The following is a 23,171-nucleotide window of genomic DNA, read 5'->3' as shown; positions in this document are numbered from 1 at the left end:
ATGCCGGGCGACAACGTGTCGATCACGGTGAAGCTGATTGCCCCGATCGCGATGGAAGAAGGTCTGCGCTTCGCAATCCGCGAAGGCGGCCGTACGGTCGGCGCCGGCGTCGTCGCCAAGGTCATCGAGTAATATCGGCGATCCGCGGATCCCGATGGGGTCCGCGATTCCGCGGTATGCAGTCGTACCGTCGAAACCGGGTGTCCAGCTTGCGCTGGCACCCGGTTTTGTTTTTCCGGCGCCCGTTGCGCGGATCGATAAACCCGCACCACCACTTCAGAATTTCGTGTAGAATCGCGGGCTTAGCAGTGGAAGTACTGTCCGGAACCTGATGTCTCGCTCCCCGCAGGCCTCACGTTTCACGTTCTTTTGGTGTTCGGCGATGCAACATCGCCTCGCTCTTTTCAAGGAATCGTCATGCAGCAACAAAAAATCCGCATTCGCCTGAAGGCTTTCGACTATCGTCTGATCGATCAATCGGCAGCCGAGATCGTCGATACCGCGAAGCGGACTGGCGCAATCGTCCGTGGCCCGGTGCCGCTGCCGACGCGCATTCAGCGTTTTGACATCCTGCGTTCGCCGCACGTCAACAAGACGTCGCGTGATCAGCTCGAAATCCGCACCCACCAGCGCCTGATGGACATCGTCGATCCGACCGACAAGACGGTTGACGCGCTGATGAAGCTCGATCTGCCGGCTGGCGTCGACGTGGAAATCAAGCTGCAGTAAGGCTTCCAGCGCCGATCGGCTCGCCGGGCGGCGCTAAGTCTTTGATTGCTTGCGGAAAACGAAGAATCGGGCTATACTGCTTGGCTTTTCGCGTATTCGCGTAAAAAAGTTGGGCCTTGCGTGCCCGGCATTTTGTAAATCAGCCCCGACCAATCGCAGTCGGGAATGGAGAAAATGATGAGCCTTGGACTCGTAGGTCGCAAGGTTGGCATGACCCGTATCTTCACGGCGGAAGGGGATTCGATTCCCGTCACCGTGCTGGACGTGTCGGACAACCGCGTGACGCAGATCAAGACTGTTGAAACCGACGGCTACACGGCCGTGCAGGTTGCATTCGGCTCCCGCCGCGCATCGCGCGTGACGAAGCCGCTGGCAGGTCATCTCGCCAAAGCCGGTGTCGAAGCCGGTGAAATCCTCAAGGAATTCCGCATTGACGCGGCCAAGGCAGCCGAGCTGTCGAATGGCGCCGTGGTCGGTGCAGATCTTTTCGAAGTAGGCCAGAAGGTCGACGTGCAAGGCGTGTCGATCGGTAAGGGCTACGCCGGTACGATCAAGCGTTACAACTTCTCCTCCGGCCGTGCCACGCACGGTAACTCGCGCTCGCACAACGTGCCGGGTTCGATCGGTATGGCGCAGGATCCGGGTCGCGTGTTCCCGGGTAAACGCATGACGGGTCACATGGGTGATGTGACGGTGACGGTGCAGAACCTCGAAATCGCTCGTATCGACGCAGAGCGCAAGCTGCTGCTCGTCAAGGGTGCGATTCCGGGCGCGAAGGGTGGCAAGGTTTTTGTCACGCCGGCCGTCAAGACCAAGGGGGCGAAATAATGGAACTCAAGCTCCTGAACGAAAATGGTCAGGAAGGTGCAGTGGTCAACGCATCGGACGTCGTGTTCGGTCGTGACTACAACGAAGCACTGATCCACCAGGTCGTCGTCGCTTACCAGGCGAATGCTCGCCAGGGTAACCGCGCGCAGAAGGACCGCGAGCAGGTCAAGCACACCACCAAGAAGCCGTGGCGTCAGAAGGGTACGGGCCGCGCTCGTGCCGGTATGTCGTCGAGCCCGTTGTGGCGTGGCGGTGGTCGTATCTTCCCGAATTCGCCGGAAGAAAACTTCTCGCACAAGGTCAACAAGAAGATGCATCGCGCAGGTCTCTGCTCGATCTTCTCGCAGCTGGCCCGTGAAGGCCGTCTGTCGGTTGTCGAGGACATCATCCTCGAAGCGCCGAAGACCAAGCTGCTGGCCGAAAAATTCAAGACCATGGGTCTCGACTCCGTGCTGATCATTACCGACACGGTCGACGAAAACCTGTACCTGGCTTCGCGCAACCTGCCGCACGTGGCAATTGTCGAGCCGCGCTACGCTGACCCGCTGTCGCTGATCTACTTCAAGAAAGTCCTGGTCACGAAGGCTGCGGTCGCCCAGATCGAGGAGTTGCTGTCATGAGCGAGATTCGCAAGAACGATCATCGTTTGATGCAGGTCCTGCTCGCACCGGTGATCTCGGAAAAGGCGACGCTGGTTGCCGACAAGAACGAGCAAGTCGTGTTCGAAGTCGCGCCGGATGCCACGAAGCAGGAAGTGAAGGCGGCTGTCGAGCTGCTGTTCAAGGTTGAGGTTAACTCCGTCAACGTGCTGGTTCAGAAGGGCAAGCAGAAACGCTTTGGCCGTTCGATGGGCCGCCGCAAGGACGTGAAGAAGGCGTACGTCTGCCTGAAGCCCGGCCAGGAAATCAACTTTGAAGCGGAGGCCAAGTAATCATGGCAATCGTTAAAGTTAAGCCGACTTCGCCGGGTCGCCGCGCGATGGTCAAGGTGGTCAACAAGAATCTGCACCAGGGCAAGCCGTTCGCGGCACTGCTCGACTCGCAGAGCTCGACCGCCGGCCGTAACAACAACGGCCGCATCACCACGCGCCATAAGGGCGGTGGTCACAAGCAGCACTATCGTATCGTCGATTTCCGTCGCACGAAGGATGGCATCCCGGCAAAGGTCGAGCGTCTCGAGTACGACCCGAACCGTAGCGCGAACATCGCGCTGGTGCTCTACGCAGACGGCGAGCGTCGCTACATCATCGCCCCGAAGGGCCTGACCGTCGGCCAACAGCTGATGTCGGGTTCGGAAGCGCCGATCCGTGCAGGCAACACGCTGCCGATCCGCAACATTCCGGTCGGTACGACGATCCACTGCATCGAGATGCTGCCGGGCAAGGGCGCGCAAATGGCGCGTTCGGCTGGCACGTCGGCCATGCTGCTGGCACGTGAAGGCGTCTACGCGCAGGTTCGTCTGCGTTCGGGCGAAATCCGTCGCGTGCACATCGAGTGCCGTGCAACGATCGGTGAAGTTGGCAACGAAGAGCATAGCCTGCGCCAGATCGGCAAGGCTGGCGCGAACCGCTGGCGCGGTATCCGCCCGACGGTGCGTGGCGTTGCGATGAACCCGGTTGATCACCCGCACGGTGGTGGTGAGGGCAAGACGGCTGCAGGTCGCGACCCGGTGAGCCCGTGGGGTACGCCGGCTAAGGGTTATCGCACCCGCAGCAACAAGCGCACGACGACGATGATCGTCCAGCGCCGTCACAAGCGTTAAGGAGTAGGCAATGGCACGTTCTGTTAAAAAAGGTCCGTTCTGCGACGCCCATTTGCTGAAGAAAGTTGAGGCGGCTGCAGCTTCGCGCGACAAAAAGCCGATCAAGACCTGGTCGCGTCGCTCGACGATTCTGCCGGATTTCATCGGCCTGACGATCGCTGTTCACAACGGCCGTCAACACGTTCCGGTGTACATCTCGGAAAACATGGTCGGCCACAAGCTTGGCGAGTTCGCACTGACCCGTACGTTCAAGGGTCACGCAGCCGACAAGAAGGCCAAGAAATAAGGGGCAATCATGATGGAAGTGAAAGCAATTCATCGCGGTGCCCGCATCTCGGCGCAAAAAACGCGCCTTGTGGCTGACCAGATCCGCGGTTTGCCGGTCGACAAGGCGCTGAACGTTCTGACGTTCTCGCCGAAGAAGGCGGCTGGCATCGTGAAGAAGGTTGTGCTGTCGGCAATCGCGAATGCGGAGCACAACGAAGGCGCCGATATCGACGAGCTCAAGATCAAGAGCATCTGCGTCGATAAGGCTGCATCGCTCAAGCGTTTCACCGCGCGCGCCAAGGGCCGCGGTAACCGCATCGAGAAGCAATCCTGTCACATCACTGTGACGGTCGGGAATTAAGGAGCCATACGATGGGACAGAAAATTCATCCGACTGGCTTCCGCCTGGCTGTCAGCCGCAATTGGGCTTCGCGTTGGTACGCGAACAACAACAATTTCGCGGCGATGCTTCAGGAAGACATCGGTGTTCGTGAGTACCTGAAGAAGAAGCTGAAGAACGCTTCGGTCGGTCGGGTTGTCATCGAGCGTCCGGCGAAGAACGCGCGCATCACGATTTACAGCTCGCGTCCGGGCGTGGTCATCGGCAAGAAGGGCGAGGATATCGAACAGCTGAAGACGGAACTGCAACGCCGCATGGGCGTACCGGTTCACGTCAACATCGAAGAGATCCGCAAGCCGGAAACCGATGCGCAACTGATCGCTGACTCGATCACGCAACAGCTCGAGCGCCGGATCATGTTCCGCCGCGCGATGAAGCGTGCGATGCAGAACGCGATGCGTCTGGGTGCCCAGGGCATCAAGATCATGAGCGCAGGCCGTCTGAACGGTATCGAAATCGCACGTACGGAGTGGTATCGCGAAGGTCGCGTTCCGCTTCACACGCTGCGTGCCGACATCGACTACGCGACTTCGGAAGCGAAGACGACCTACGGGATCATCGGCGTCAAGGTGTGGGTGTACAAGGGCGACACGCTCGGCCGCAACGACGCGCCGGTGGTGGAAGAAGTAGCCGAAGACAAGCGTCCGCGTCGCAATGCGCGCCCGGGCGATCGTCGTCCGCGCCGTGACGGCGAAGGCGGCGCTCCGGGTGCTCGTCGTGGCGCACCGCGCCGCGGCGCCGGCAAGCCCGAAGACGGCAAGACTGGAGAATAACGATGCTGCAACCGAAACGCAGGAAGTATCGCAAAGAGCAGAAGGGTCGTAACACCGGCAAGGCGACGCGCGGCAACGCAGTGTCGTTCGGTGATTTCGGCCTGAAGGCGATCGGTCGCGGCCGTTTGACCGCGCGTCAAATTGAAGCGGCGCGTCGTGCAATGACGCGTCACATCAAGCGTGGCGGCCGCATCTGGATCCGGATCTTCCCGGACAAGCCGATTTCGCAGAAGCCGGCCGAAGTGCGTATGGGTAACGGTAAGGGTAACCCTGAGTACTACGTCGCCGAGATTCAGCCGGGCAAGATGCTCTATGAAATGGACGGCGTCACCGAAGAACTGGCACGCGAAGCGTTCCGTCTGGCTGCAGCCAAGCTGCCGCTGAAGACGGCGTTCATCGTGCGTCAGCTCGGCGCCTAAGGAGAAAATATGAAGGCTTCCGAACTTCTCCAGAAAGACCAGGCCGCGCTCAACAAGGAGCTGGCGGACCTGCTGAAGGCGCAATTCGGCCTGCGCATGCAACTCGCGACCCAGCAGCTCACTAACACGAGCCAGCTGAAGAAGGTTCGTCGCGACATCGCACGTGTGCGGACCGTCATGACTCAGAAGGCGAACCAGAAATGAACGATAGCGTGAAAACCTCGCTGAAGCGGACGCTGGTCGGTCGGGTCGTCAGCAACAAGATGGACAAGACCGTCACCGTGCTGATCGAGCACCGCGTCAAGCACCCGATTTACGGCAAGTATGTCGTGCGTTCGAAGAAGTACCACGCGCACGATGAAGCGAACACCTGCAACGAAGGCGATCTCGTCGAAATCCAGGAAACTCGTCCTGTTTCGAAGACGAAGGCCTGGGCAGTGTCGCGCCTCGTCGAAGCAGCTCGCGTCATCTAAGCGGGCAGTGCAGTAGGCAGCAACAGGCACTTCTCCACGAAGTGCTTGAAATCGCAAAGTTTTTGCTTGCGTGACCAGGATTATTTGTTATAATCCTGGTCTTCCCTCTTTATGGGAGCCCCGTCGCGGGCGAAGTTGGTGGGGGAAGCGGACTGGCGCCAGCCTGTCTGAAAGATTCACCGAATTGCGATGGCGGGTTTCGTTTGCCGTCGCTGCTGTTCCAACCCAAGCAGCCGATTGGCTGACGGGACCAAGACTGACCGAATGCATCATGGTGGTGCATCCGGATTAAGTTGGGAAAGACAAACCATGATCCAGACCGAATCTCGGCTCGAAGTAGCCGACAACACGGGTGCACGTGAAGTCATGTGCATCAAGGTGCTCGGCGGCTCGAAGCGTCGTTATGCCGGCATTGGCGACATCATCAAGGTGACCGTCAAAGAGGCAACGCCGCGCGGGCGCGTGAAGAAAGGCGAAATTTACAATGCCGTGGTGGTTCGCACCGCCAAGGGCGTTCGCCGTCAAGACGGCTCGCTGATCAAGTTCGACGGCAACGCCGCTGTGCTTTTGAATAACAAGCTCGAGCCGATCGGCACCCGTATCTTCGGGCCGGTGACGCGTGAGCTGCGTAGCGAACGATTCATGAAGATCGTTTCGCTTGCGCCGGAAGTGCTGTAAGGAGTCGCGATGAACAAGATTCGCAAGGGTGACGAAGTGATCGTCGTCACCGGCAAGGACAAGGGCAAGCGCGGCGTCGTGCTGGCTGTCGGTGCTGAACATGTGACGGTTGAAGGTATCAACCTCGTCAAGAAGCATGTGAAGCCGAACCCGATGAAGGGTACGACGGGCGGCGTGGAAGCGAAGACGATGCCCCTGCATATTTCGAACGTCGCACTGGTCGACGCGAATGGCAAGGCGTCGCGTGTTGGCATCAAGGTCGAGGAAGGCAAGAAAGTTCGCTTCCTGAAGACGACCGGTGCCGTACTGAGCGCCTGACGCAGCGGAGTAAAAAATGGCTCGTTTTCAAGAGTTTTACAAAGAAAAGGTTGTGCCCGGCCTGATCGAGAAGTTCGGTTACAAGTCGGTCATGGAAGTGCCGCGCATCACCAAGATCACGCTGAACATGGGTCTTGGCGAAGCGATCGCTGACAAGAAGATCATCGAGAACGCCGTTGGCGACCTCACGAAGATCGCTGGTCAGAAGCCGGTCGTGACGAAGGCACGCAAGGCAATCGCAGGTTTCAAGATTCGTCAGGGCTACCCGATCGGCGCGATGGTGACGCTGCGCGGCCAGGCAATGTACGAATTCCTCGATCGCTTCGTGACCGTCGCCCTGCCCCGCGTGCGTGACTTCCGTGGTGTGTCGGGTCGTGCTTTCGATGGCCGTGGCAACTACAACATCGGTGTGAAAGAGCAGATCATTTTCCCCGAAATCGATTACGACAAGATCGACGCACTGCGTGGGCTGAACATCAGCATCACGACGACTGCGAAGACCGACGACGAAGCAAAGGCTCTGCTCGCCAGCTTCAAGTTCCCGTTCAGAAACTGAGGTTACCGTGGCTAAACTGGCACTGATCGAACGTGAAAAGAAGCGCGCCCGCCTGGTCGCGAAGTTCGCAGCAAAGCGCGAAGCGCTGAAGGCGATCGTCGAAGACCAAAGCAAGTCGGAAGAAGAGCGCTACGAAGCACGCCTGGAGCTGCAGCAACTGCCCCGCAACGCAAACCCGACCCGCCAGCGTAACCGCTGCGCGATCACGGGCCGTCCGCGTGGCACGTTCCGTAAATTCGGCCTCGCGCGTAACAAGATTCGTGAAATCGCATTCCGTGGCGAGATTCCTGGCCTGACCAAGGCGAGCTGGTAATAGGAGAAACGTAAATGAGCATGAGTGATCCTATCGCCGATATGCTGACTCGCATCCGCAACGCGCAGATGGTCGAGAAGGTATCGGTCGCGATGCCCTCGTCGAAGGTCAAGGTTGCAATCGCGCAAGTCCTGAAGGACGAAGGTTATATCGACGATTTCGCGGTGAAGAGCGAAGGCGCAAAGGCTGAACTGAATATCGCGCTGAAGTACTACGCTGGCCGTCCGGTCATCGAACGCCTCGAGCGCGTGTCGAAGCCTGGCCTGCGCGTCTACCGCGGCCGTAACGACATTCCGCAGGTCATGAATGGCCTCGGCGTGGCAATCGTGTCGACGCCCAAGGGCGTGATGACCGACCGCAAGGCGCGCGCTACCGGCGTCGGCGGCGAAGTCATCTGCTACGTCGCTTAAAGCCGAGGAGAGAGAAACATGTCTCGAGTAGGTAAGAGCCCGATCGCGCTGCAAGGCGCGGAAGTCAAGCTGGCCGACGGCGCAATCACCGTCAAGGGCCCGCTGGGCACCATCACGCAAGCGATCAATCCGCTCGTGAACGTGGCGAACAACGACGGCACGCTGAATCTGTCGCCGGTCGACGAAAGCCGCGAAGCAAATGCACTGTCGGGCACGATGCGCGCGATCATCGCGAATGCCGTGCACGGCGTGACCAAGGGTTTCGAGCGCAAGCTGACGCTGGTTGGCGTCGGTTACCGTGCACAAGCGCAAGGCGACAAGCTGAACCTGTCGCTGGGTTTCTCGCACCCGGTGGTGCACCAGATGCCGGAAGGCGTCAAGGCTGAAACCCCGACGCAAACCGAAATCGTGATCAAGGGGATCAACAAGCAACAAGTCGGTCAAGTGGCTGCGGAAGTCCGCGGTTACCGTCCGCCGGAGCCCTACAAGGGCAAGGGCGTGCGCTATTCCGACGAGGTTGTGATCCTCAAAGAAACGAAGAAGAAGTAAGGGTGCGCAATCATGGATAAGACTCAATCTCGCCTGCGCCGCGCTCGCCAGACGCGTATCAAGATCGCTGAGCTGCAGGTCGCGCGTCTCGCCGTGCATCGCACGAACACGCATATCTACGCTCAAGTGTTCTCGCCCTGCGGCACCAAGGTGCTCGCCAGTGCGTCGACGCTCGAGGCAGAAGTGCGCGCAGAGCTCGCCGACAAGTCGGGCAAGGGCGGCAACGTTAATGCTGCGACGCTGATCGGCAAGCGTATTGCCGAGAAGGCAAAGGCCGCCGGCATCGAATCCGTCGCCTTCGACCGCTCGGGCTTCCGCTACCATGGCCGCGTCAAGGCGCTGGCTGAGGCAGCTCGCGAAGCTGGGCTCAAGTTCTAAGGAAGGAATTCGTCATGGCAAAGATGCAAGCGAAAGTTCAGGCTGACGAACGCGACGACGGCCTTCGTGAAAAGATGATTTCGGTCAACCGCGTGACCAAGGTCGTGAAGGGTGGCCGTATTCTCGGCTTCGCCGCACTGACCGTGGTTGGCGACGGCGATGGCCGCATCGGCATGGGCAAGGGCAAGGCGAAGGAAGTGCCGGTCGCTGTCCAGAAGGCAATGGAACAAGCTCGCCGCAACATGTTCAAGGTGCCGCTCAAGAACGGCACGCTGCAGCACGAAGTGCACGGCAAGCACGGCGCTTCGGCCGTCCTCCTCGCTCCGGCGAAGGCAGGTACGGGCGTGATCGCCGGCGGCCCGATGCGCGCAGTGTTCGACGTGATGGGCGTTCAGAACGTTGTGGCGAAGAGCCACGGTTCGACGAACCCGTACAACCTCGTTCGCGCCACGCTGGACGGCCTGCGTAAGCAGTCCACCCCGGCAGACATCGCGGCGAAGCGCGGCAAGTCCGTCGAAGATATTTTGGGCTAAGCCCGGGTGGTCACCATGTCTGAAAAAACTGTCAAGGTTCAGCTCGTTAAGAGCCTGATCGGGACCCGCGAATCGCACCGCGCGACCGTGCGTGGCCTGGGCCTGCGCCGACTCAACTCGGTTAGCGAGCTGCAGGACACGCCGGCGGTCCGCGGCATGATCAACAAGGTCTCGTACCTCGTTAAGGTCATCGCGTAAGCGGCCCTACGGATCAAGGAGTTGATATGGAATTGAATAACCTGAAGCCGGCAGCTGGCGCCAAGCACGCCAAGCGTCGCGTCGGCCGTGGCATCGGTTCGGGCCTCGGCAAGACGGCTGGCCGTGGTCACAAGGGTCAGAAATCGCGTTCGGGCGGCTTCCACAAAGTCGGTTTCGAAGGCGGTCAGATGCCGCTGCAACGTCGTCTGCCGAAGCGCGGCTTCACGTCGCTGACGAAGGAATTCGTCGGTGAAGTGCGCCTGAGCGACCTCGAGAAGCTGCCGGTCGATGAGATCGATCTGCTCGCACTGAAGCAAGCCGGCCTGGTCGGTGAGCTGACGAAGAGCGCAAAGATCATCGCGACGGGCGAACTGAAGCGCAAGATCGTCGTGAAGGGTCTCGGTGCCACCAAGGGTGCGCGCGCTGCGATCGAAGCGGCTGGCGGTTCGTTCGCCGAGTGACACGCGTAGCGCGTCGTTACTTGCATTCATCGGAGAAGGTACTTGGCTAACAGCCCGAGTCTTGCAAAACCCGGTCGAAGCACGGCGAAATTCGGCGATCTGCGTCGGCGAGCGATGTTCCTGCTCCTGGCGCTGATCGTCTATCGCATCGGCGCGCACATTCCCGTGCCGGGCATCGATCCGGATCAACTGGCTAAGCTGTTCCAGAGCCAGGCGGGTGGCATCCTGGGCATGTTCAACATGTTCTCGGGTGGCGCACTTTCCCGCTTCACGATCTTTGCGCTGGGGATCATGCCGTATATTTCGGCGTCGATCATCATGCAGTTGCTGGCGATCGTCTCGCCGCAACTCGAGGCGCTGAAGAAGGAAGGGCAGGCAGGGCAACGGAAGATCACGCAGTACACGCGGTATTTCACCGTGGTGCTCGCGACCTTCCAGGCATTCGGTATCGCGGCTGCGCTGGAAAACCAGCCGGGCCTCGTCACCGATCCCGGCATGCTGTTCCGACTGACGACGGTCGTGACGCTGGTTACTGGCACGATGTTCCTGATGTGGCTCGGCGAGCAGATTACCGAGCGTGGTCTGGGCAACGGTATCTCGATCATCATCTTCGGCGGGATCGCAGCAGGGTTCCCGAATGCCGTCGGTGGGTTGTTCGAGCTGGTGCGTACGGGTTCGATGAGCATCATTTCGGCGATCATCATCGTCGTTCTGATTGCCGCGGTGACTTACCTGGTCGTGTTCATCGAACGCGGTCAGCGCAAGATCCTCGTGAACTACGCGAAGCGCCAGGTCGGTAACAAGATCTACGGCGGGCAGTCATCGCACCTGCCGCTGAAGCTGAACATGTCGGGCGTGATTCCGCCGATCTTCGCATCGTCGATCATCCTGTTCCCGGCAACGATTCTCGGCTGGTTCAGTACCGGTCAGCCGACGGGAAGCTGGATTTCCAATACGTTGCATAACGTTGCGGAAGCGCTGAAGCCGGGCCAGCCGGTCTATGTGCTGCTGTACACGCTGGCAATCGTGTTTTTCTGCTTCTTCTACACCGCACTGGTGTTCAACAGCAGGGAGACCGCAGACAACCTGAAGAAGAGCGGCGCGTTTGTTCCGGGCATTCGTCCGGGCGATCAGACCGCACGATATATCGACCGCATCCTCACGCGTCTGACGCTGGCCGGTGCGATCTACATCGTCTTCGTGTGTCTGCTGCCGGAATTCCTGGTGCTGCGCTGGAACGTGCCGTTTTATTTTGGTGGAACGTCGCTGCTGATCATTGTCGTCGTCACGATGGACTTTATGGCGCAGGTGCAGTCGTACGTTATGTCGCAACAGTATGAGTCACTGCTCAAGAAGGCGAACTTCAAGGGCGGCAACATCCCGATGCGTTAAATAGGACTATGGCCAAAGACGATGTAATCCAGATGCAGGGTGAGGTGATCGAAAACCTCCCGAATGCGACCTTCCGTGTGAAGCTGGAAAACGGCCATGTCGTATTGGGGCATATTTCCGGAAAGATGCGGATGCACTACATCCGCATCCTCCCGGGCGACAAGGTGACGGTTGAGTTGACGCCTTACGATCTGTCTCGTGCGCGGATCGTGTTCCGGGCGAAGTGATTTGAAAAAAGGGTATTATCATGAAAGTGATGGCATCGGTTAAGCGCATTTGCCGCAATTGCAAGATCATCAAGCGCAAAGGCGTCGTTCGCGTGATCTGCAGCTCGGATCCGCGCCACAAGCAGCGCCAAGGCTGACCGCGCGTTTGTTTGCGCTTTTTGTTTGAGGAAAAACAATGGCTCGTATCGCAGGGGTTAACATCCCGAATCACCAGCATACCGAGATTGGCCTGACGGCAATCTTCGGTGTCGGCCGCACGCGCTCGCGCAGCATCTGCGCGGCAGCTGGCGTGGAATTCTCGAAGAAGGTCAAGGACCTGACCGACGCAGATCTCGAAAAGCTGCGTGAAGAAGTGGGCAAGTTTGTCGTCGAAGGCGATCTGCGCCGTGAAGTGACGATGAACATCAAGCGCCTGATGGACCTCGGTTGCTACCGTGGCGTCCGTCATCGCAAGGGCCTGCCGATGCGCGGTCAGCGTACGCGTACGAACGCACGTACTCGCAAGGGTCCGCGTCGTGCAGCGCAAGCGCTGAAGAAGTAAGCGGAACTGACAGTTACAGGAAAACGTAATGGCTAAGGCTTCGAACACCGCGGCGCAACGCGTACGCAAGAAGGTTAAGAAGAACGTCGCTGAAGGCGTGGTTCACGTTCACGCGTCGTTCAACAACACGATCATCACGATCACCGATCGCCAAGGCAACGCACTGGCATGGGCGACGTCGGGCGGCCAGGGCTTCAAGGGCTCGCGCAAATCGACNGTTCAACAACACGATCATCACGATCACCGATCGCCAAGGCAACGCACTGGCATGGGCGACGTCGGGCGGCCAGGGCTTCAAGGGCTCGCGCAAATCGACGCCGTTCGCTGCACAGGTCGCAGCCGAGTCGGCAGGTCGCGTCGCGATGGAATACGGCGTGAAGAATCTGGAAGTGCGGATCAAGGGCCCGGGCCCGGGTCGCGAGTCGGCAGTGCGCGCACTGCACGGCCTCGGCATCAAGATCACCGCGATTTCGGACGTCACCCCGATTCCGCACAACGGCTGCCGCCCGCCGAAGCGTCGTCGTATCTAAGAATGTGCTGGCACGTTCGTGCTAGCGCATTGCCTGTCGCCGCGTAGCGTCGACGGGCTGTGCTTTTTTGATTGACTAAGCCCACCGTTCGCCCCAAAGGGAGCGGACTAGCGCGGATTTCGGTTCGCGTGACTGATTGATAAAGGAATGCAAAGTGGCACGTTATATCGGCCCCAAAGCCAAGCTGTCCCGCCGTGAAGGCACCGACCTGTTCCTGAAGAGCGCGCGCCGCTCGCTCGCCGACAAGTGCAAGCTCGACAGCAAGCCGGGTCAGCACGGCCGTACCTCGGGCGCTCGTACGTCCGACTACGGTACGCAGCTGCGCGAAAAGCAGAAGGTCAAGCGCATTTACGGCGTGCTGGAGCGTCAGTTCCGCCGCTACTTCGCCGAAGCCGACCGCCGCAAGGGCAACACGGGTGAAAACCTGCTGCAACTGCTCGAGTCGCGCCTCGACAACGTCGTGTATCGCATGGGCTTCGGCTCGACCCGCGCTGAAGCGCGTCAGCTGGTGAGCCACAAGTCGATCACCGTGAACGGCGTCGTCGCGAACGTCCCGTCGCAGCAAGTGAAGGCGGGTGACGTCGTCGCGATCCGCGAAAAGGCGAAGAAGCAAGCGCGTATCGTCGAATCGCTGTCGCTGGCCGAGCAAGGCGGCATGCCGAGCTGGGTTGCAGTCGATGCGAAGAAGTTCGAAGGCACGTTCAAGCAAATGCCGGAACGCGTTGACATCGCAGGCGACATCAACGAAAGCCTGATCGTCGAATTGTATTCGCGTTAATCCGATTGACGGCCGAGGTACCCCGATTGCGTTGCGCAAGGAGGGGCCTCGGCTGTTTATTTTCTGGTTGTTACCGGTCAGCCTTATCGGTGTAACGAGCCGAGGGTATTGAAAAGGAAAGCCCATGCAAACCAGTTTGCTGAAACCCAAGATCATCGCCGTGGAATCGCTTGGCGAGAACCACGCGAGGGTGGTCATGGAACCGTTCGAACGCGGTTACGGCCATACCTTGGGCAATGCGCTTCGCCGCGTGCTGCTGTCGTCGATGGTCGGCTATGCGCCGACCGAAGTCACGATCGCCGGCGTGGTGCACGAGTACTCGACGCTTGATGGCGTGCAAGAGGACGTCGTCAACCTGCTGCTGAACCTGAAGGGCGTGGTGTTCAAGCTGCATAACCGTGACGAAGTGACGGTTACGCTGCGCAAGGAAGGTGAAGGCGTTGTCACGGCCGGCGATATCGAGCTGGCTCACGATTGCGAAGTCATCAACCCGAATCACGTGATCGCGCATCTGTCGAAGGGCGGCAAGCTCGACGTTCAGATCAAGATCGAGAAGGGTCGTGGTTATGTGCCCGGCAACGTTCGTCGCTACGGCGAAGATACGGCCAAGATCATCGGCCGCATCGTGCTCGACGCATCGTTCTCGCCGGTTCGCCGCGTGAGCTACGCTGTCGAAAGCGCACGTGTCGAGCAGCGTACCGACCTCGACAAGCTCGTGATGAACATCGAGACGAGCGGCGTGATCACGCCGGAAGAAGCGATCCGTCAATCGGCCCGCATCCTGGTCGACCAGCTGTCCGTGTTCGCGGCGCTGGAAGGCACGGAAACGGCTGCCGAGGCGCCGTCGCGTGCACCGCAGATCGATCCGATCCTGCTGCGTCCGGTGGACGATCTCGAGCTGACGGTTCGTTCGGCGAACTGCCTGAAGGCCGAGAACATCTACTACATCGGCGACCTGATCCAGCGCACGGAAAACGAGCTGCTGAAGACGCCGAACCTCGGTCGCAAGTCGCTCAACGAGATCAAGGAAGTGCTCGCTTCGCGCGGTCTCACGCTGGGCATGAAGCTCGAGAACTGGCCGCCGGCTGGTCTCGACAAGTAAGCCCGGTTGTAGCTGTAGTTGGCAAAGATGCGGATTTTCCTTTAAAATCCGCATCTTGCTTTTTTCGCTACCGGCCCGTGCACCCTTCGAGGTGCGATAGAAGAGCTGGATCAAAACTTTGAATCAAGGAAACTGAAATGCGCCATCGTCATGGTCTGCGGAAACTGAACCGCACGAGCAGCCACCGTCTGGCTATGCTCCGTAACATGTCCAACTCGCTGATCGAGCACGAAGTCATCAAGACGACGCTGCCGAAGGCGAAGGAACTCCGTAAAGTCGTCGAGCCGCTGATCACGCTCGGCAAGAAGCCGTCGCTGGCAAACCGTCGCCTGGCGTTCAACCGCCTGCGCGATCGTGACTCGGTGGCGAAGCTGTTCGACGTGCTCGGTCCGCGTTTCGCGAACCGTCCGGGCGGCTACCTGCGCGTGCTGAAGTTCGGCTTCCGCGTCGGTGACAACGCACCGATGGCACTGGTCGAGCTGCTCGATCGTCCGGAAGTCGACGAAACGGAAAACGTGCAAGAAGCTGAATAAGCTTCCGGTACGCAGCAGTATCTGAAAGGGGCCGAGCAATAGCTTGGCCCTTTTTGTTTTTGAGGCGCCGGCTGCGATCGATTGTCGCAGGCCGGCGCCGGCAGCGTTGCGCGGGCTGCGCTACGATACGGGGCAGCCGGCGTGTTTCCAGCGGGGCGACCCGTGTCGGCAGAAGCCGGTAGACCAGCCAGGAGGGCGCGGATGATAGTGGTGCTGATGCTGACGACGGTGCCCGATGCGGCGACGGCCGCGGCGCTCTCCGACGGCGCGCTCGATGCGCGGCTTGCCGCGTGCGTGTCGGAGCTCGGCGCGATCAAGTCGCGCTATCACTGGCAGGGCAAGGTCGAAACGGCCGACGAGATCCAGTTGCTGTTCAAGACGAGCCCCGTGCGGGCGCTCGAACTGGAGCGATTTATTCTCGCGCATCATCCTTACGAGACGCCCGAAATCGTCTCCTGGCAGTCGACGGCTTCGGCCGCGTACGGTCAGTGGGTGACCAGCGAAACTCAACGTCTATTTCATGTTTAACGGTATGGCGCTTCCCGTGCGCGTGCGCGCGCTGCGGTTCCTTGCAGTCCTGTTGTCGTTCGTGCTCGTGCTGGGCGGCCTGTCGGTCGCGCGCGCGGCCGACGATTTTCTCGATCCGTCGGTCGCGTTCAAGTTCAGTGCGAGCGAATCGCCGGGACAGGTGGACGTTCACTTCAAGGTAGCCAACGGCTATTACCTGTACCGCGAGCGGTTCGCGTTCGCGGTGAAGGGCGGGCAGGCGACGCTCGGCGAGCCGCAATTCCCGGCCGGCCACGTGAAGTTCGACCAGACGTTCCAGAAGAACGTCGAGACCTATCGTGACGAAGTCGTGGTGCATGTGCCCGTCAAGCAGGCGTCGGGGCCGTTCGAGCTCGCGGTGACGTCGCAGGGGTGCGCGGACGAGGGGATCTGCTATCCGCCGGCCGAGCACGTGGTGAAGGTCGACGGCGCCGCGCTCGGTGCCGCGTCGTCGTCCGGCGAAACGGCTGCCTCGGGCAGCTGGTTCGACAAGGTCACGAGCGCCGATTTCGCGCAGTCGCTGCTCGAAGGGCAGGGTTTCTTCACGATCGTCGCACTGTACTTCGTCGCGGGCGTCGTGCTGAGCCTCCTGCCGTGTTCGTACCCGATGATTCCGATCGTGTCCGCGATCATCATCGGCCAGGGCACGCGCGCGACGCATGCGCGCGGTTTCGCGCTGTCGCTGACCTATGTGGTCGGCATGGCGCTGGTCTACACGGCGCTTGGCATCGCCGCGGCACTGGTCGGCCAGAGCCTCGGCGCATGGCTGCAGAACCCGTGGGTGCTCGGCGTGTTCGGCGTGCTGCTGGCCGCGTTCGCGGTGTCGCTGATTTCGGGCAAGGACATCGCGCTGCCCGCGCGCTGGCAGAACGGCGCGTCCGAGGCATCGAGCGCACGCCAGGGCGGTCACTTCATTGCGGTCGCGGCGATGGGCGCATTGTCGGCGCTGGTCGTCGGCGCGTGCATGACGGCACCGCTGTTCGCGGTACTCGCGTTCATCGCACACACCGGCAATGCGCTGCTTGGTGGCGCGGCGCTGTTCGCGATGGGGCTGGGGCTCGGCGTGCCGCTATTGGTCGTTGGCGTCGGCGCCGGGACGGTGCTGCCGCGCGCGGGCGCATGGATGGATGGCGTGAAGGTGTTTTTCGGCATCGTGCTGCTCGCGGCCGCACTGTGGATCGTGTGGCCGGTGCTGGCGGGTGGGCTGAAGATGGTGCTCGCCGCGTTGTGGTTGCTTATCGCCGCCGCGGCCCTCGGCCTGTTCACGCCGAATACCGGCGCCGCGTCGATCTGGCGCCGCCTCGGTCGCGGTGTGGGCGCCGCGCTCGCGATCTGGGCCGCGACGCTGCTCGTCGGCCTGGCCGCCGGATCGACCGATCCGGTCAAGCCGCTGGCCGTGCTTGCTGCGCGCACGGTTGCATCGGGCGGCACTGCAGCGGCTGGCACGGCCGCTGCGCAGGACGGCCCCGCGTTCGCATCGGTGCGCTCCAGTGGCGAGCTCGACGCGCTGTTGAAGACGTCGGGCCAGCCCGTGATGCTCGACTTCTACGCCGACTGGTGCGTGAGCTGCAAGGAGATGGAGCATCTGACGTTTACCGACGCGCGTGTGCAGGCGCGGCTCGCGAAGCTTCATCTCGTGCGCGCGGACGTCACCGCGAACAACCCGGACGACCAGGCGCTGCTCAAGCGCTTCAACCTGTTCGGGCCGCCGGGCATCATCTTCTTCGATCGCAGCGGCAACGAGATCGGGCGCGTGGTCGGCTATCAGGCGGCCGAGACGTTCCTGCGCAGTCTCGATGGGGCTGCTGTCCCGACGGTATGACGATGCCCGCCGGGCACGTGCCGGCGGCGATACGGGGCGCTCCTGCAGCATGAGCTGACGACTCGACGCTGACAGGCGGCCTCGATCGGCGACCAACAAAAAAACGGCGGAACACCGAGGTGTCCCGCCGTTTTTCTTTCCGCCTGCCGGTGCGCGATCAGCGTTGCGCTTTCAGCAGACGTGCGGCGTCGAGCGCGAAGTACGTGAGCACGCCGTCGGCACCCGCCCGCTTGAACGCGAGCAGCGATTCGAGCACGACCTTGTCGTGGTCGAGCCAGCCGTTCATCGCGGCGGCCTTCAGCATCGCGTATTCGCCGCTCACCTGGTACACGTAGGTCGGGAAGCGGAACTCGTCCTTCACGCGGCGCACGATGTCGAGATACGGCATGCCGGGCTTGACCATCACCATGTCGGCGCCTTCGTCGATGTCGAGGCGCACTTCACGCAGCGCTTCGTCGCTGTTCGCCGGATCCATCTGGTAGGTCATCTTGTTGCCCTTGCCCAGGTTGGACGCCGAGCCGACCGCGTCGCGGAACGGGCCATAGAACGCCGACGCGAACTTGGCCGAATACGCCATGATGCGCGTATGGATGTGGCCGTCGCTTTCCAGCATTTCGCGAACCGCGCCGATGCGGCCGTCCATCATGTCGGACGGCGCGACGATGTCGACGCCGGCTTCAGCCTGCGCACGCGCCTGATCGACCAGGATCTCGATTGTGTCGTCGTTGATCACGTAGCCGTTCTCGTCGAGCACGCCGTCCTGGCCGTGGCTCGTGTACGGATCGAGCGCGACGTCGGTCAGCACGCCGAGCTCGGGGAAGCGCTTCTTCAGCTCGCGTACCGCGCGTGGGATCAGGCCTTCCGGATTGGCTGCCTCACGGCCGTCAGGCGTCTTCAGCGACGGCTCGATGGCGGGGAACAGCGACAGCACGGGCACGCCGAGTTCGACGCATTGCTCGGCGACATGCATCAGCAGATCGACGGACACGCGCTCGACGCCGGGCATCGACGGCACCGGCTGCCGTTCGTTGGTGCCTTCGACGACGAACATCGGATAGATCAGGTCGTCGGTGGTCAGGCGGTTTTCGCGCATCAGGCGGCGGGAGAAGTCGTCGCGGCGCATCCGGCGCGGACGATGAAGCGGATGGAAGCTCATGGCGATTGGACAGAAATCAGGGCGGTAAGGACCTTACGGAACCCTTAGGTGATTTTTGGGAGCGTTGGTATATGATAGCGATCGAGCGGCACGCGTTGCGTGTTGCGTGTTGCTCCCCGCTTCTCCTCCCTGAGCGGGTGCCTGTCGTTTTTCGATTAGGCTGTTTGACCCGCCGTTAAACGGCGGGTTTTTTTATGAGCCGGCCGAATCCGCAGGCGCCGTCAGGTGCGCGCCGCCGATCCCGGCCGCGCGTTGCCCGATCATTGTGCTACAGGCGCGATTTCTTCGTCGGCGACGGACGGCCGCACCCAGCTCTCGATCAACTCATGTGCCTCGTCGAGCCCCGTGCGCTTCAATGCGGAGAACAGCTGGACCGTCAGCTTGCCCTGGACGCCCTGGTCGCGATACGCATCGAGCCCCTTTTGTGTGGTCCGTAGCGCATTGATGCTTTCCTGCCGCGTCAATTTGTCGCACTTCGTCAGCAGCGTGTGGATCGGCTTGCCGGTCGGCGTGAACCACTCGATCATGCGGCGATCGAGGTCGGTCAGCGGACGGCGCGAATCCATCATCAGGATCAGGCCGCAGAGCTGCGAGCGGGTCGCGAGATAGGACGACAGCAGCATTTCCCAGTGCGCCTTTGCGGCGCCCGGCACTTCCGCGTAGCCGTAGCCGGGCAGGTCGACGATGTTCGCGACGGGCTCGTCGGCCGGGCCGACGGAGAAGTAGTTGATATGCTGCGTGCGGCCGGGCGTCTTCGACGCGAAGGCCAGCCGCTTCTGGTTGCACAGCACGTTGATCGCCGTCGACTTGCCGGCATTCGAGCGGCCCGCGAACGCGATTTCCGGCTGCACCGTCGGCGGCAGGTCGCGCAGATGGTTGACGGTCGTGTAGAAGCGGGCTTGATGGAGCAGAAAGGCCATGGGAACCGGAAGGACGGGCGGCGCGAGCCGCTTGGTGGAGGCGGGGTAGCCCCGATAGGCGCAGGGGCTTTCAACACGATATTGTACAATACGGCGGTTTTACCGAAGGCCACCGGGCGCCTGCCTCGCGCTTTTATGCGGCTTCTGCGGTAGACTGAACGCCGTCGTTTTTTGCAGAACCTCAAATTCCCACAAGACGAAACAGGGTGTGCGAATGAATCGACTGTGCAAGTCTCTGATGGTGCTTCAGGTTGCAGCAGGGTTCGTAGGTTTCGTAGCAGAGGCAAACGCGGCGGATGCGGCAAAACCGGATCTCGACCGTGGCAAGGCGATTGCCGGGCAAGTCTGCGCGTCGTGTCACGGCGCCGACGGCAATAGCGCATCGGGCAGTTTCCCGAAGCTTGCCGGCCAGCATCCCGAATATCTGGTCAAGCAGTTGAACGACTTCAAGACGCAGCCGGGCGCGAAGGGGCCGGTGCGTACGAACGCGGTGATGGTCGGCTTCGCGAGTGCGTTGAGCGCGGACGACATGCGCAACGTCGCCGCGTACTACGGGTCGCAGACCACGAAGCTCGGCACCGCGCGCGATGCGGCGACCGTGCCGATCGGCCAGAAGATCTACCGCGGCGGCCTCGCGGAGAAGGGCGTGCCCGCCTGTGCGAGCTGCCACGGGCCGACCGGGCAGGGACTCCCGGTCCAGTACCCGCGTCTGTCGGGGCAATGGGCCGATTACACGGTCGCGCAGTTGACCGCGTTCCAGCAGGGTGCCGGCGCGCGTAACAACAACGAGGCGATGCATCAGATCGCGACGCGTCTGTCGGACATCGAGATCAAGGCCGTCGCGGATTACATCGCGGGCCTGCGTTGATCGGTCAGCCGCGAATCGAATGACCGGGCGCCCGAAGGGCGGCCGGAGTCAGAACAAGAAAAGGGTGGGGCGCCGCACCGTTGCGGTTGCCTCGCCCTTTTTTGTCAGCACTCGCCGGGCCGCCCCAAGAGTGCTGACCGCCCCCTTGGGGCAGCGAACATAGTGAGCGTGGGGGCTGTTTCCCCTTAGTCGGAGTTTGAATGAGCGTTACCACGTCGGGGTTGCAGTCGAAGTCGGGCCAGGGTGCATCGAAGCGCGCGATCGAGCTATTGAGCTCGATGCGTTTCGCGATTGCGCTGCTGGTGGTGCTGTCGATCGCGAGCATCATCGGCACGGTCCTGACCCAGGACGATCCGTATCCGAACTACGTGAACCAGTTCGGACCGTTCTGGGCGGACATCTTCCGCTCGCTCGGCCTGTACAACGTGTACAGCGCGTGGTGGTTCATGCTGATCCTGATCTTCCTCGTCACGTCGATCTCGCTGTGCGTGATCCGCAACGCGCCGAAGATGCTCGCCGATGCGAAGAGCTGGAAGGACAAGGTCCGCGAAGGCAGCCTGCGCGCGTTCCACCACAAGGCCGAATACACGGCTTCCGGCACGCGCGCGACCGTGGCGGCGACGCTCGCCGCGTTCGTCACCAAGGCCGGCTACAAGCACGTCGTGCGTGAAACCGACGGCGCGACGCTGATCTCCGCGAAGCGCGGCGCGATGACCAAGTGGGGCTACATTTCCGCGCACTTGGCGATCGTCGTGATCTGTATCGGCGGCCTGCTCGACAGCAACCTGCCGATCAAATTCCAGATGTGGATGTTCGGCAAGAGCCCGGTCAACACGAGCGCGACGATCAGCGAGATCTCGCCCGACCATCGCCTGTCCGCGTCGAACCCGACGTTCCGCGGTTATGCGTGGGTGCCCGAAGGCCAGTTCGTGTCGACCGCGATCCTGAACCAGCCGAGCGGCTCGCTGATCCAGGACCTGCCGTTCTCGATCCAGCTCAACAAGTTCATCGTCGACTACTACACGACGGGCATGCCGAAGCTGTTCGCGAGCGACATCGTCGTGATCGATCGCGAGACCGGCCAGAAGATCCCGGCGCGCGTCGAGGTCAACAAGCCGTTCACGTACAAGGGCGTGTCGATCTACCAGTCGAGCTTCCAGGACGGCGGCTCGCAGATGCAGATGACGGCCTATCCGATGACGGGCGGCAACCCGAAGACCTTCCCCGTGCAAGGCACGATCGGCAGTTCGGCGCCGCTGCAGATGCCGGGCGCCGACGGCGACACGATCGAATTCTCCGATTTCCGTGCGATCAACGTCGAAAACATGGCCGACGCGAACGGCAAGCCGGACGTGCGCGGCGTCGCGAAGACGGAGTCGCTGAAGGAGGCGTTCGACGAACGGCTCGGCTCCGGCGCGAAGACCTCGAAGCCGACGCAGCTCCACAACATCGGCCCGTCCGTGCAGTACAAGATCCGCGGCAAGGACGGCCAGGCGCGCGAATTCAACAACTACATGCTGCCGGTCGACATGAACGGCGAGCGCGTGTTCCTCGCCGGCGTGCGCGCGAGCCCGAACGATCCGTTCCGCTACATGCGGATTCCGGCCGACAGCCAGGATTCGATCGGCGAATGGATGCGCCTGCGCGCCGCGCTCGAGGATCCGGCCGTACGAGCCGAAGCCGCCGCGCGGTTCGCGCAGCGTTCGCTGCCGGGCACCGACGCATCGTTGCGCGGCCGCCTGCAGGACAGTGCATCGAAGGTGCTGACCCTTTTTGCGGCAAGCGACGACAGCGTCGGCCGCGGCGCCGACGGCCAGCCGGTCGGCGGCTTCCAGGCCGTGGCGACGTTCATCGACCGCTCGGTGCCGAAGGCCGAGCAGGAGAAGGCCGCGAGCCTGCTGCTGCGGATGCTCGAAGGGTCGATGTGGGAGGTCTGGCAGATCGCGCGCGAGCGTGCCGGCGAGCCGGTCGCCCAGCAGGGCACCGATACGATCCGCTTTGTGCAGAACGCGATCAATGCGCTATCCGACAGCTTTCTGTATGGATCGCCGGTCTATTTACAGCTTGACTCATTCAAGCAGGTGCAAGCTTCGGTATTTCAGTTGACGCGCGCACCCGGAAAGAATCTGGTGTATCTTGGCAGCCTGCTGCTGGTTGCCGGCATCTTCTCGATGTTCTACGTGCGCGAGCGGCGCCTCTGGTTCTGGCTCAAGGATGCCGGCTCGGGCGTCGGTGTGGTGATGGCGATGTCCACGGCCCGCAAGACCTTCGATTTCGAGAAAGAATTCGTGCAGACGCGCGACGCGGCCGGCGTCGCCTTGCGCGCCGCACCTCGCGACGCCGCGCCCGCCGGTGCGGCATCGACGGCCCGCCCGCCTGCCGGCGGCGGTTCCGATTCCGAGAATTCCACCCGGTAACATCATGGATCTCACGCAAGTTTCCTCTTCCCATACGGCGTCGGCCCAGGCGCCGATTTCGTCGCCGCTGTTCGACGACCGTCCGTTCTTCGCGCGCCTGTCGCTGTTCGACTGGCTGTTCGCACTGGCGCTCGTGGTGGGCGCGGGCTATGCGCTCGCGCACTACAACGCGCACATGGATTACTACGACAAGGCGGTGATGATCGGCGCCGTGCCGGCGCTCATCACGCTCGGCTGGCGCTGGAAGCCCGCGCGGCTGATGATGGCGTCGATCGCCGTGATGTCGCTGCTGTCG

The 23,171-nt window shown here is 61.6% G+C and carries 35 protein-coding genes and 2 pseudogenes; 35 read left to right on the top strand and 2 right to left on the bottom strand.

Translation table 11 applies throughout. The features are described from left to right. The 32 genes and pseudogenes from ACTRWB_RS37765 to dsbD all read left to right on the top strand — a co-directional run. A partial coding sequence (locus tag ACTRWB_RS37765) for an EF-Tu C-terminal domain-related protein (protein ID WP_446904885.1) occupies positions 1-132 on the top strand: 132 nt, incomplete at its 5' end. A 285-nt stretch (positions 133-417) separates the two neighbouring features. Further along, positions 418-729 carry a 30S ribosomal protein S10 gene (gene rpsJ, locus ACTRWB_RS37760; RefSeq protein ID WP_004199280.1) on the top strand — a complete coding sequence of 104 codons (312 nt, stop codon included), beginning with the start codon at positions 418-420 and terminating at the stop codon, positions 727-729. Between the two features lie 177 nt (positions 730-906). Further along, on the top strand, positions 907-1,557 hold the full coding sequence (rplC, locus tag ACTRWB_RS37755; protein ID WP_006482922.1) for a 50S ribosomal protein L3: 651 nt from the start codon (positions 907-909) through the stop codon (positions 1,555-1,557). Then, entirely contained in the window at positions 1,557-2,177 is a 621-nt protein-coding gene (rplD, locus tag ACTRWB_RS37750; protein ID WP_011350675.1) for a 50S ribosomal protein L4, read from the top strand. Before rplC ends, rplD begins: the two co-directional genes overlap by 1 nt. Then, entirely contained in the window at positions 2,174-2,488 is a 315-nt protein-coding gene (rplW, locus tag ACTRWB_RS37745; RefSeq protein WP_048250991.1) for a 50S ribosomal protein L23, read from the top strand. The genes rplD and rplW overlap by 4 nt, the downstream gene beginning before the upstream one ends. 2 nt (positions 2,489-2,490) lie before the next feature. Continuing rightward, complete coding sequence (rplB, locus tag ACTRWB_RS37740) at positions 2,491-3,318, top strand: 50S ribosomal protein L2 (RefSeq protein ID WP_006482900.1); 828 nt, start codon at positions 2,491-2,493, stop codon at positions 3,316-3,318. A gap of 10 nt (positions 3,319-3,328) precedes the next feature. Further along, positions 3,329-3,604 carry a 30S ribosomal protein S19 gene (rpsS, locus tag ACTRWB_RS37735; protein WP_004199273.1) on the top strand — a complete coding sequence of 92 codons (276 nt, stop codon included), beginning with the start codon at positions 3,329-3,331 and terminating at the stop codon, positions 3,602-3,604. Positions 3,605-3,613: 9 nt separating this feature from the next. After that, positions 3,614-3,946: a 50S ribosomal protein L22 gene (gene rplV / locus ACTRWB_RS37730; protein ID WP_446904884.1), complete on the top strand. Its 333-nt coding sequence runs from the start codon at positions 3,614-3,616 to the stop codon at positions 3,944-3,946. Between the two features lie 11 nt (positions 3,947-3,957). Beyond that, the gene (gene rpsC / locus ACTRWB_RS37725) at positions 3,958-4,758 is read left to right on the top strand and encodes a 30S ribosomal protein S3 (protein ID WP_006482899.1); all 801 of its coding nucleotides are present in this window, start codon (positions 3,958-3,960) and stop codon (positions 4,756-4,758) included. A gap of 2 nt (positions 4,759-4,760) precedes the next feature. Continuing rightward, positions 4,761-5,177: a 50S ribosomal protein L16 gene (rplP, locus tag ACTRWB_RS37720; RefSeq protein WP_006752927.1), complete on the top strand. Its 417-nt coding sequence runs from the start codon at positions 4,761-4,763 to the stop codon at positions 5,175-5,177. Between the two features lie 9 nt (positions 5,178-5,186). Next, positions 5,187-5,381 carry a 50S ribosomal protein L29 gene (rpmC, locus tag ACTRWB_RS37715; protein WP_006400652.1) on the top strand — a complete coding sequence of 65 codons (195 nt, stop codon included), beginning with the start codon at positions 5,187-5,189 and terminating at the stop codon, positions 5,379-5,381. Continuing rightward, positions 5,378-5,650, top strand: coding sequence for a 30S ribosomal protein S17 (rpsQ, locus tag ACTRWB_RS37710; protein ID WP_047899582.1), 273 nt, complete (start codon positions 5,378-5,380; stop codon positions 5,648-5,650). The genes rpmC and rpsQ overlap by 4 nt, the downstream gene beginning before the upstream one ends. Before the next feature lie 309 nt (positions 5,651-5,959). Next, the gene (gene rplN, locus ACTRWB_RS37705) at positions 5,960-6,328 is read left to right on the top strand and encodes a 50S ribosomal protein L14 (RefSeq protein WP_006752929.1); all 369 of its coding nucleotides are present in this window, start codon (positions 5,960-5,962) and stop codon (positions 6,326-6,328) included. 9 nt (positions 6,329-6,337) lie between these two features. Beyond that, a complete protein-coding gene (gene rplX / locus ACTRWB_RS37700; protein WP_006477187.1) occupies positions 6,338-6,646 on the top strand; it encodes a 50S ribosomal protein L24 in 309 nt (102 codons plus the stop codon). 16 nt (positions 6,647-6,662) lie between these two features. Continuing rightward, positions 6,663-7,202 carry a 50S ribosomal protein L5 gene (gene rplE / locus ACTRWB_RS37695; RefSeq protein WP_006477186.1) on the top strand — a complete coding sequence of 180 codons (540 nt, stop codon included), beginning with the start codon at positions 6,663-6,665 and terminating at the stop codon, positions 7,200-7,202. A gap of 7 nt (positions 7,203-7,209) precedes the next feature. After that, entirely contained in the window at positions 7,210-7,515 is a 306-nt protein-coding gene (gene rpsN / locus ACTRWB_RS37690; RefSeq protein ID WP_006482884.1) for a 30S ribosomal protein S14, read from the top strand. Positions 7,516-7,529: 14 nt separating this feature from the next. Next, positions 7,530-7,925, top strand: a complete 396-nt coding sequence (rpsH, locus tag ACTRWB_RS37685) for a 30S ribosomal protein S8 (protein ID WP_009687199.1) — start codon at positions 7,530-7,532, stop codon at positions 7,923-7,925. A gap of 18 nt (positions 7,926-7,943) precedes the next feature. Beyond that, complete coding sequence (gene rplF / locus ACTRWB_RS37680; protein ID WP_006758786.1) at positions 7,944-8,474, top strand: 50S ribosomal protein L6; 531 nt, start codon at positions 7,944-7,946, stop codon at positions 8,472-8,474. 12 nt (positions 8,475-8,486) lie between these two features. Then, positions 8,487-8,852, top strand: a complete 366-nt coding sequence (gene rplR, locus ACTRWB_RS37675) for a 50S ribosomal protein L18 (protein ID WP_006477183.1) — start codon at positions 8,487-8,489, stop codon at positions 8,850-8,852. 14 nt (positions 8,853-8,866) lie between these two features. Continuing rightward, the gene (rpsE, locus tag ACTRWB_RS37670; RefSeq protein WP_006752931.1) at positions 8,867-9,385 is read left to right on the top strand and encodes a 30S ribosomal protein S5; all 519 of its coding nucleotides are present in this window, start codon (positions 8,867-8,869) and stop codon (positions 9,383-9,385) included. A gap of 15 nt (positions 9,386-9,400) precedes the next feature. Next, positions 9,401-9,583, top strand: coding sequence for a 50S ribosomal protein L30 (gene rpmD / locus ACTRWB_RS37665; RefSeq protein WP_006400644.1), 183 nt, complete (start codon positions 9,401-9,403; stop codon positions 9,581-9,583). A 26-nt stretch (positions 9,584-9,609) separates the two neighbouring features. Then, positions 9,610-10,044 carry a 50S ribosomal protein L15 gene (gene rplO, locus ACTRWB_RS37660; protein ID WP_006477180.1) on the top strand — a complete coding sequence of 145 codons (435 nt, stop codon included), beginning with the start codon at positions 9,610-9,612 and terminating at the stop codon, positions 10,042-10,044. 42 nt (positions 10,045-10,086) lie between these two features. After that, on the top strand, positions 10,087-11,436 hold the full coding sequence (gene secY / locus ACTRWB_RS37655) for a preprotein translocase subunit SecY (RefSeq protein ID WP_006482915.1): 1,350 nt from the start codon (positions 10,087-10,089) through the stop codon (positions 11,434-11,436). Between the two features lie 8 nt (positions 11,437-11,444). Next, complete coding sequence (infA, locus tag ACTRWB_RS37650; protein WP_004521905.1) at positions 11,445-11,663, top strand: translation initiation factor IF-1; 219 nt, start codon at positions 11,445-11,447, stop codon at positions 11,661-11,663. A 20-nt stretch (positions 11,664-11,683) separates the two neighbouring features. After that, positions 11,684-11,800: a 50S ribosomal protein L36 gene (rpmJ, locus tag ACTRWB_RS37645; protein ID WP_004199844.1), complete on the top strand. Its 117-nt coding sequence runs from the start codon at positions 11,684-11,686 to the stop codon at positions 11,798-11,800. 38 nt (positions 11,801-11,838) lie between these two features. Then, on the top strand, positions 11,839-12,204 hold the full coding sequence (gene rpsM / locus ACTRWB_RS37640; protein WP_047899584.1) for a 30S ribosomal protein S13: 366 nt from the start codon (positions 11,839-11,841) through the stop codon (positions 12,202-12,204). A gap of 28 nt (positions 12,205-12,232) precedes the next feature. Beyond that, positions 12,233-12,734, top strand: a pseudogene (gene rpsK, locus ACTRWB_RS37635) (30S ribosomal protein S11). A 154-nt stretch (positions 12,735-12,888) separates the two neighbouring features. After that, complete coding sequence (rpsD, locus tag ACTRWB_RS37630) at positions 12,889-13,512, top strand: 30S ribosomal protein S4 (RefSeq protein WP_129513518.1); 624 nt, start codon at positions 12,889-12,891, stop codon at positions 13,510-13,512. A 124-nt stretch (positions 13,513-13,636) separates the two neighbouring features. Then, positions 13,637-14,614, top strand: coding sequence for a DNA-directed RNA polymerase subunit alpha (locus tag ACTRWB_RS37625; protein WP_006477176.1), 978 nt, complete (start codon positions 13,637-13,639; stop codon positions 14,612-14,614). 137 nt (positions 14,615-14,751) lie between these two features. Continuing rightward, positions 14,752-15,147: a 50S ribosomal protein L17 gene (gene rplQ / locus ACTRWB_RS37620; RefSeq protein ID WP_006477175.1), complete on the top strand. Its 396-nt coding sequence runs from the start codon at positions 14,752-14,754 to the stop codon at positions 15,145-15,147. A 201-nt stretch (positions 15,148-15,348) separates the two neighbouring features. Beyond that, positions 15,349-15,675: a divalent-cation tolerance protein CutA gene (cutA, locus tag ACTRWB_RS37615; RefSeq protein WP_048250994.1), complete on the top strand. Its 327-nt coding sequence runs from the start codon at positions 15,349-15,351 to the stop codon at positions 15,673-15,675. Then, positions 15,668-17,515 carry a protein-disulfide reductase DsbD gene (dsbD, locus tag ACTRWB_RS37610; RefSeq protein WP_446904883.1) on the top strand — a complete coding sequence of 616 codons (1,848 nt, stop codon included), beginning with the start codon at positions 15,668-15,670 and terminating at the stop codon, positions 17,513-17,515. The genes cutA and dsbD overlap by 8 nt, the downstream gene beginning before the upstream one ends. A gap of 157 nt (positions 17,516-17,672) precedes the next feature. On the opposite strand, the gene hemB is transcribed toward dsbD, so the two are convergent. Then, complete coding sequence (gene hemB / locus ACTRWB_RS37605; protein WP_446904882.1) at positions 17,673-18,671, bottom strand: porphobilinogen synthase; 999 nt, start codon at positions 18,669-18,671, stop codon at positions 17,673-17,675. A gap of 260 nt (positions 18,672-18,931) precedes the next feature. Continuing rightward, positions 18,932-19,591 (bottom strand): ribosome biogenesis GTP-binding protein YihA/YsxC, encoded by a 660-nt coding sequence (gene yihA, locus ACTRWB_RS37600; protein ID WP_193097485.1) that lies wholly within the window; start codon positions 19,589-19,591, stop codon positions 18,932-18,934. A 214-nt stretch (positions 19,592-19,805) separates the two neighbouring features. Here yihA and ACTRWB_RS37595 point away from each other — a divergent pair, with 214 nt between their 5' ends. From ACTRWB_RS37595 to ACTRWB_RS37585, 3 genes and pseudogenes are all read left to right on the top strand, one after another. Continuing rightward, on the top strand, positions 19,806-20,459 hold the full coding sequence (locus ACTRWB_RS37595; RefSeq protein ID WP_412022606.1) for a c-type cytochrome: 654 nt from the start codon (positions 19,806-19,808) through the stop codon (positions 20,457-20,459). A gap of 200 nt (positions 20,460-20,659) precedes the next feature. Then, positions 20,660-22,876 (top strand): cytochrome c biogenesis protein ResB, encoded by a 2,217-nt coding sequence (locus ACTRWB_RS37590; protein WP_412022605.1) that lies wholly within the window; start codon positions 20,660-20,662, stop codon positions 22,874-22,876. 4 nt (positions 22,877-22,880) lie between these two features. Next, positions 22,881-23,171: pseudogene (locus ACTRWB_RS37585) on the top strand (c-type cytochrome biogenesis protein CcsB); the annotation flags it as partial.

The organism is Burkholderia sp. YIM B11467 (genome assembly GCF_052952715.1).
This window is presented reverse-complemented; position numbering and strand designations above follow the sequence as displayed.

Bases quoted from the DNA above. Each gene is read 5' to 3' on its own strand.
- rplR (WP_006477183.1), top strand. From the start codon at position 8,487: ATGGATAAGACTCAATCTCGCCTGCGCCGCGCTCGCCAGACGCGTATC.
- rpsQ (WP_047899582.1), top strand. From the start codon at position 5,378: ATGAACGATAGCGTGAAAACCTCGCTGAAGCGGACGCTGGTCGGTCGG.
- rplD (WP_011350675.1), top strand. From the start codon at position 1,557: ATGGAACTCAAGCTCCTGAACGAAAATGGTCAGGAAGGTGCAGTGGTC.
- rplN (WP_006752929.1), top strand. From the start codon at position 5,960: ATGATCCAGACCGAATCTCGGCTCGAAGTAGCCGACAACACGGGTGCA.
- rpsH (WP_009687199.1), top strand. From the start codon at position 7,530: ATGAGCATGAGTGATCCTATCGCCGATATGCTGACTCGCATCCGCAAC.
- rplQ (WP_006477175.1), top strand. From the start codon at position 14,752: ATGCGCCATCGTCATGGTCTGCGGAAACTGAACCGCACGAGCAGCCAC.
- rpsE (WP_006752931.1), top strand. From the start codon at position 8,867: ATGGCAAAGATGCAAGCGAAAGTTCAGGCTGACGAACGCGACGACGGC.
- dsbD (WP_446904883.1), top strand. From the start codon at position 15,668: ATGTTTAACGGTATGGCGCTTCCCGTGCGCGTGCGCGCGCTGCGGTTC.
- rplC (WP_006482922.1), top strand. From the start codon at position 907: ATGAGCCTTGGACTCGTAGGTCGCAAGGTTGGCATGACCCGTATCTTC.
- rpsM (WP_047899584.1), top strand. From the start codon at position 11,839: ATGGCTCGTATCGCAGGGGTTAACATCCCGAATCACCAGCATACCGAG.
- rplE (WP_006477186.1), top strand. From the start codon at position 6,663: ATGGCTCGTTTTCAAGAGTTTTACAAAGAAAAGGTTGTGCCCGGCCTG.
- cutA (WP_048250994.1), top strand. From the start codon at position 15,349: ATGATAGTGGTGCTGATGCTGACGACGGTGCCCGATGCGGCGACGGCC.
- yihA (WP_193097485.1), bottom strand. From the start codon at position 19,591: ATGGCCTTTCTGCTCCATCAAGCCCGCTTCTACACGACCGTCAACCAT.
- rplW (WP_048250991.1), top strand. From the start codon at position 2,174: ATGAGCGAGATTCGCAAGAACGATCATCGTTTGATGCAGGTCCTGCTC.
- ACTRWB_RS37590 (WP_412022605.1), top strand. From the start codon at position 20,660: ATGAGCGTTACCACGTCGGGGTTGCAGTCGAAGTCGGGCCAGGGTGCA.
- rpsS (WP_004199273.1), top strand. From the start codon at position 3,329: ATGGCACGTTCTGTTAAAAAAGGTCCGTTCTGCGACGCCCATTTGCTG.
- rplX (WP_006477187.1), top strand. From the start codon at position 6,338: ATGAACAAGATTCGCAAGGGTGACGAAGTGATCGTCGTCACCGGCAAG.
- hemB (WP_446904882.1), bottom strand. From the start codon at position 18,671: ATGAGCTTCCATCCGCTTCATCGTCCGCGCCGGATGCGCCGCGACGAC.
- rplV (WP_446904884.1), top strand. From the start codon at position 3,614: ATGATGGAAGTGAAAGCAATTCATCGCGGTGCCCGCATCTCGGCGCAA.
- ACTRWB_RS37625 (WP_006477176.1), top strand. From the start codon at position 13,637: ATGCAAACCAGTTTGCTGAAACCCAAGATCATCGCCGTGGAATCGCTT.
- ACTRWB_RS37595 (WP_412022606.1), top strand. From the start codon at position 19,806: ATGAATCGACTGTGCAAGTCTCTGATGGTGCTTCAGGTTGCAGCAGGG.
- rplO (WP_006477180.1), top strand. From the start codon at position 9,610: ATGGAATTGAATAACCTGAAGCCGGCAGCTGGCGCCAAGCACGCCAAG.
- rplP (WP_006752927.1), top strand. From the start codon at position 4,761: ATGCTGCAACCGAAACGCAGGAAGTATCGCAAAGAGCAGAAGGGTCGT.
- rpmD (WP_006400644.1), top strand. From the start codon at position 9,401: ATGTCTGAAAAAACTGTCAAGGTTCAGCTCGTTAAGAGCCTGATCGGG.
- rplF (WP_006758786.1), top strand. From the start codon at position 7,944: ATGTCTCGAGTAGGTAAGAGCCCGATCGCGCTGCAAGGCGCGGAAGTC.
- rpsJ (WP_004199280.1), top strand. From the start codon at position 418: ATGCAGCAACAAAAAATCCGCATTCGCCTGAAGGCTTTCGACTATCGT.
- infA (WP_004521905.1), top strand. From the start codon at position 11,445: ATGGCCAAAGACGATGTAATCCAGATGCAGGGTGAGGTGATCGAAAAC.
- rpmC (WP_006400652.1), top strand. From the start codon at position 5,187: ATGAAGGCTTCCGAACTTCTCCAGAAAGACCAGGCCGCGCTCAACAAG.
- rpsC (WP_006482899.1), top strand. From the start codon at position 3,958: ATGGGACAGAAAATTCATCCGACTGGCTTCCGCCTGGCTGTCAGCCGC.
- rpmJ (WP_004199844.1), top strand. From the start codon at position 11,684: ATGAAAGTGATGGCATCGGTTAAGCGCATTTGCCGCAATTGCAAGATC.
- rplB (WP_006482900.1), top strand. From the start codon at position 2,491: ATGGCAATCGTTAAAGTTAAGCCGACTTCGCCGGGTCGCCGCGCGATG.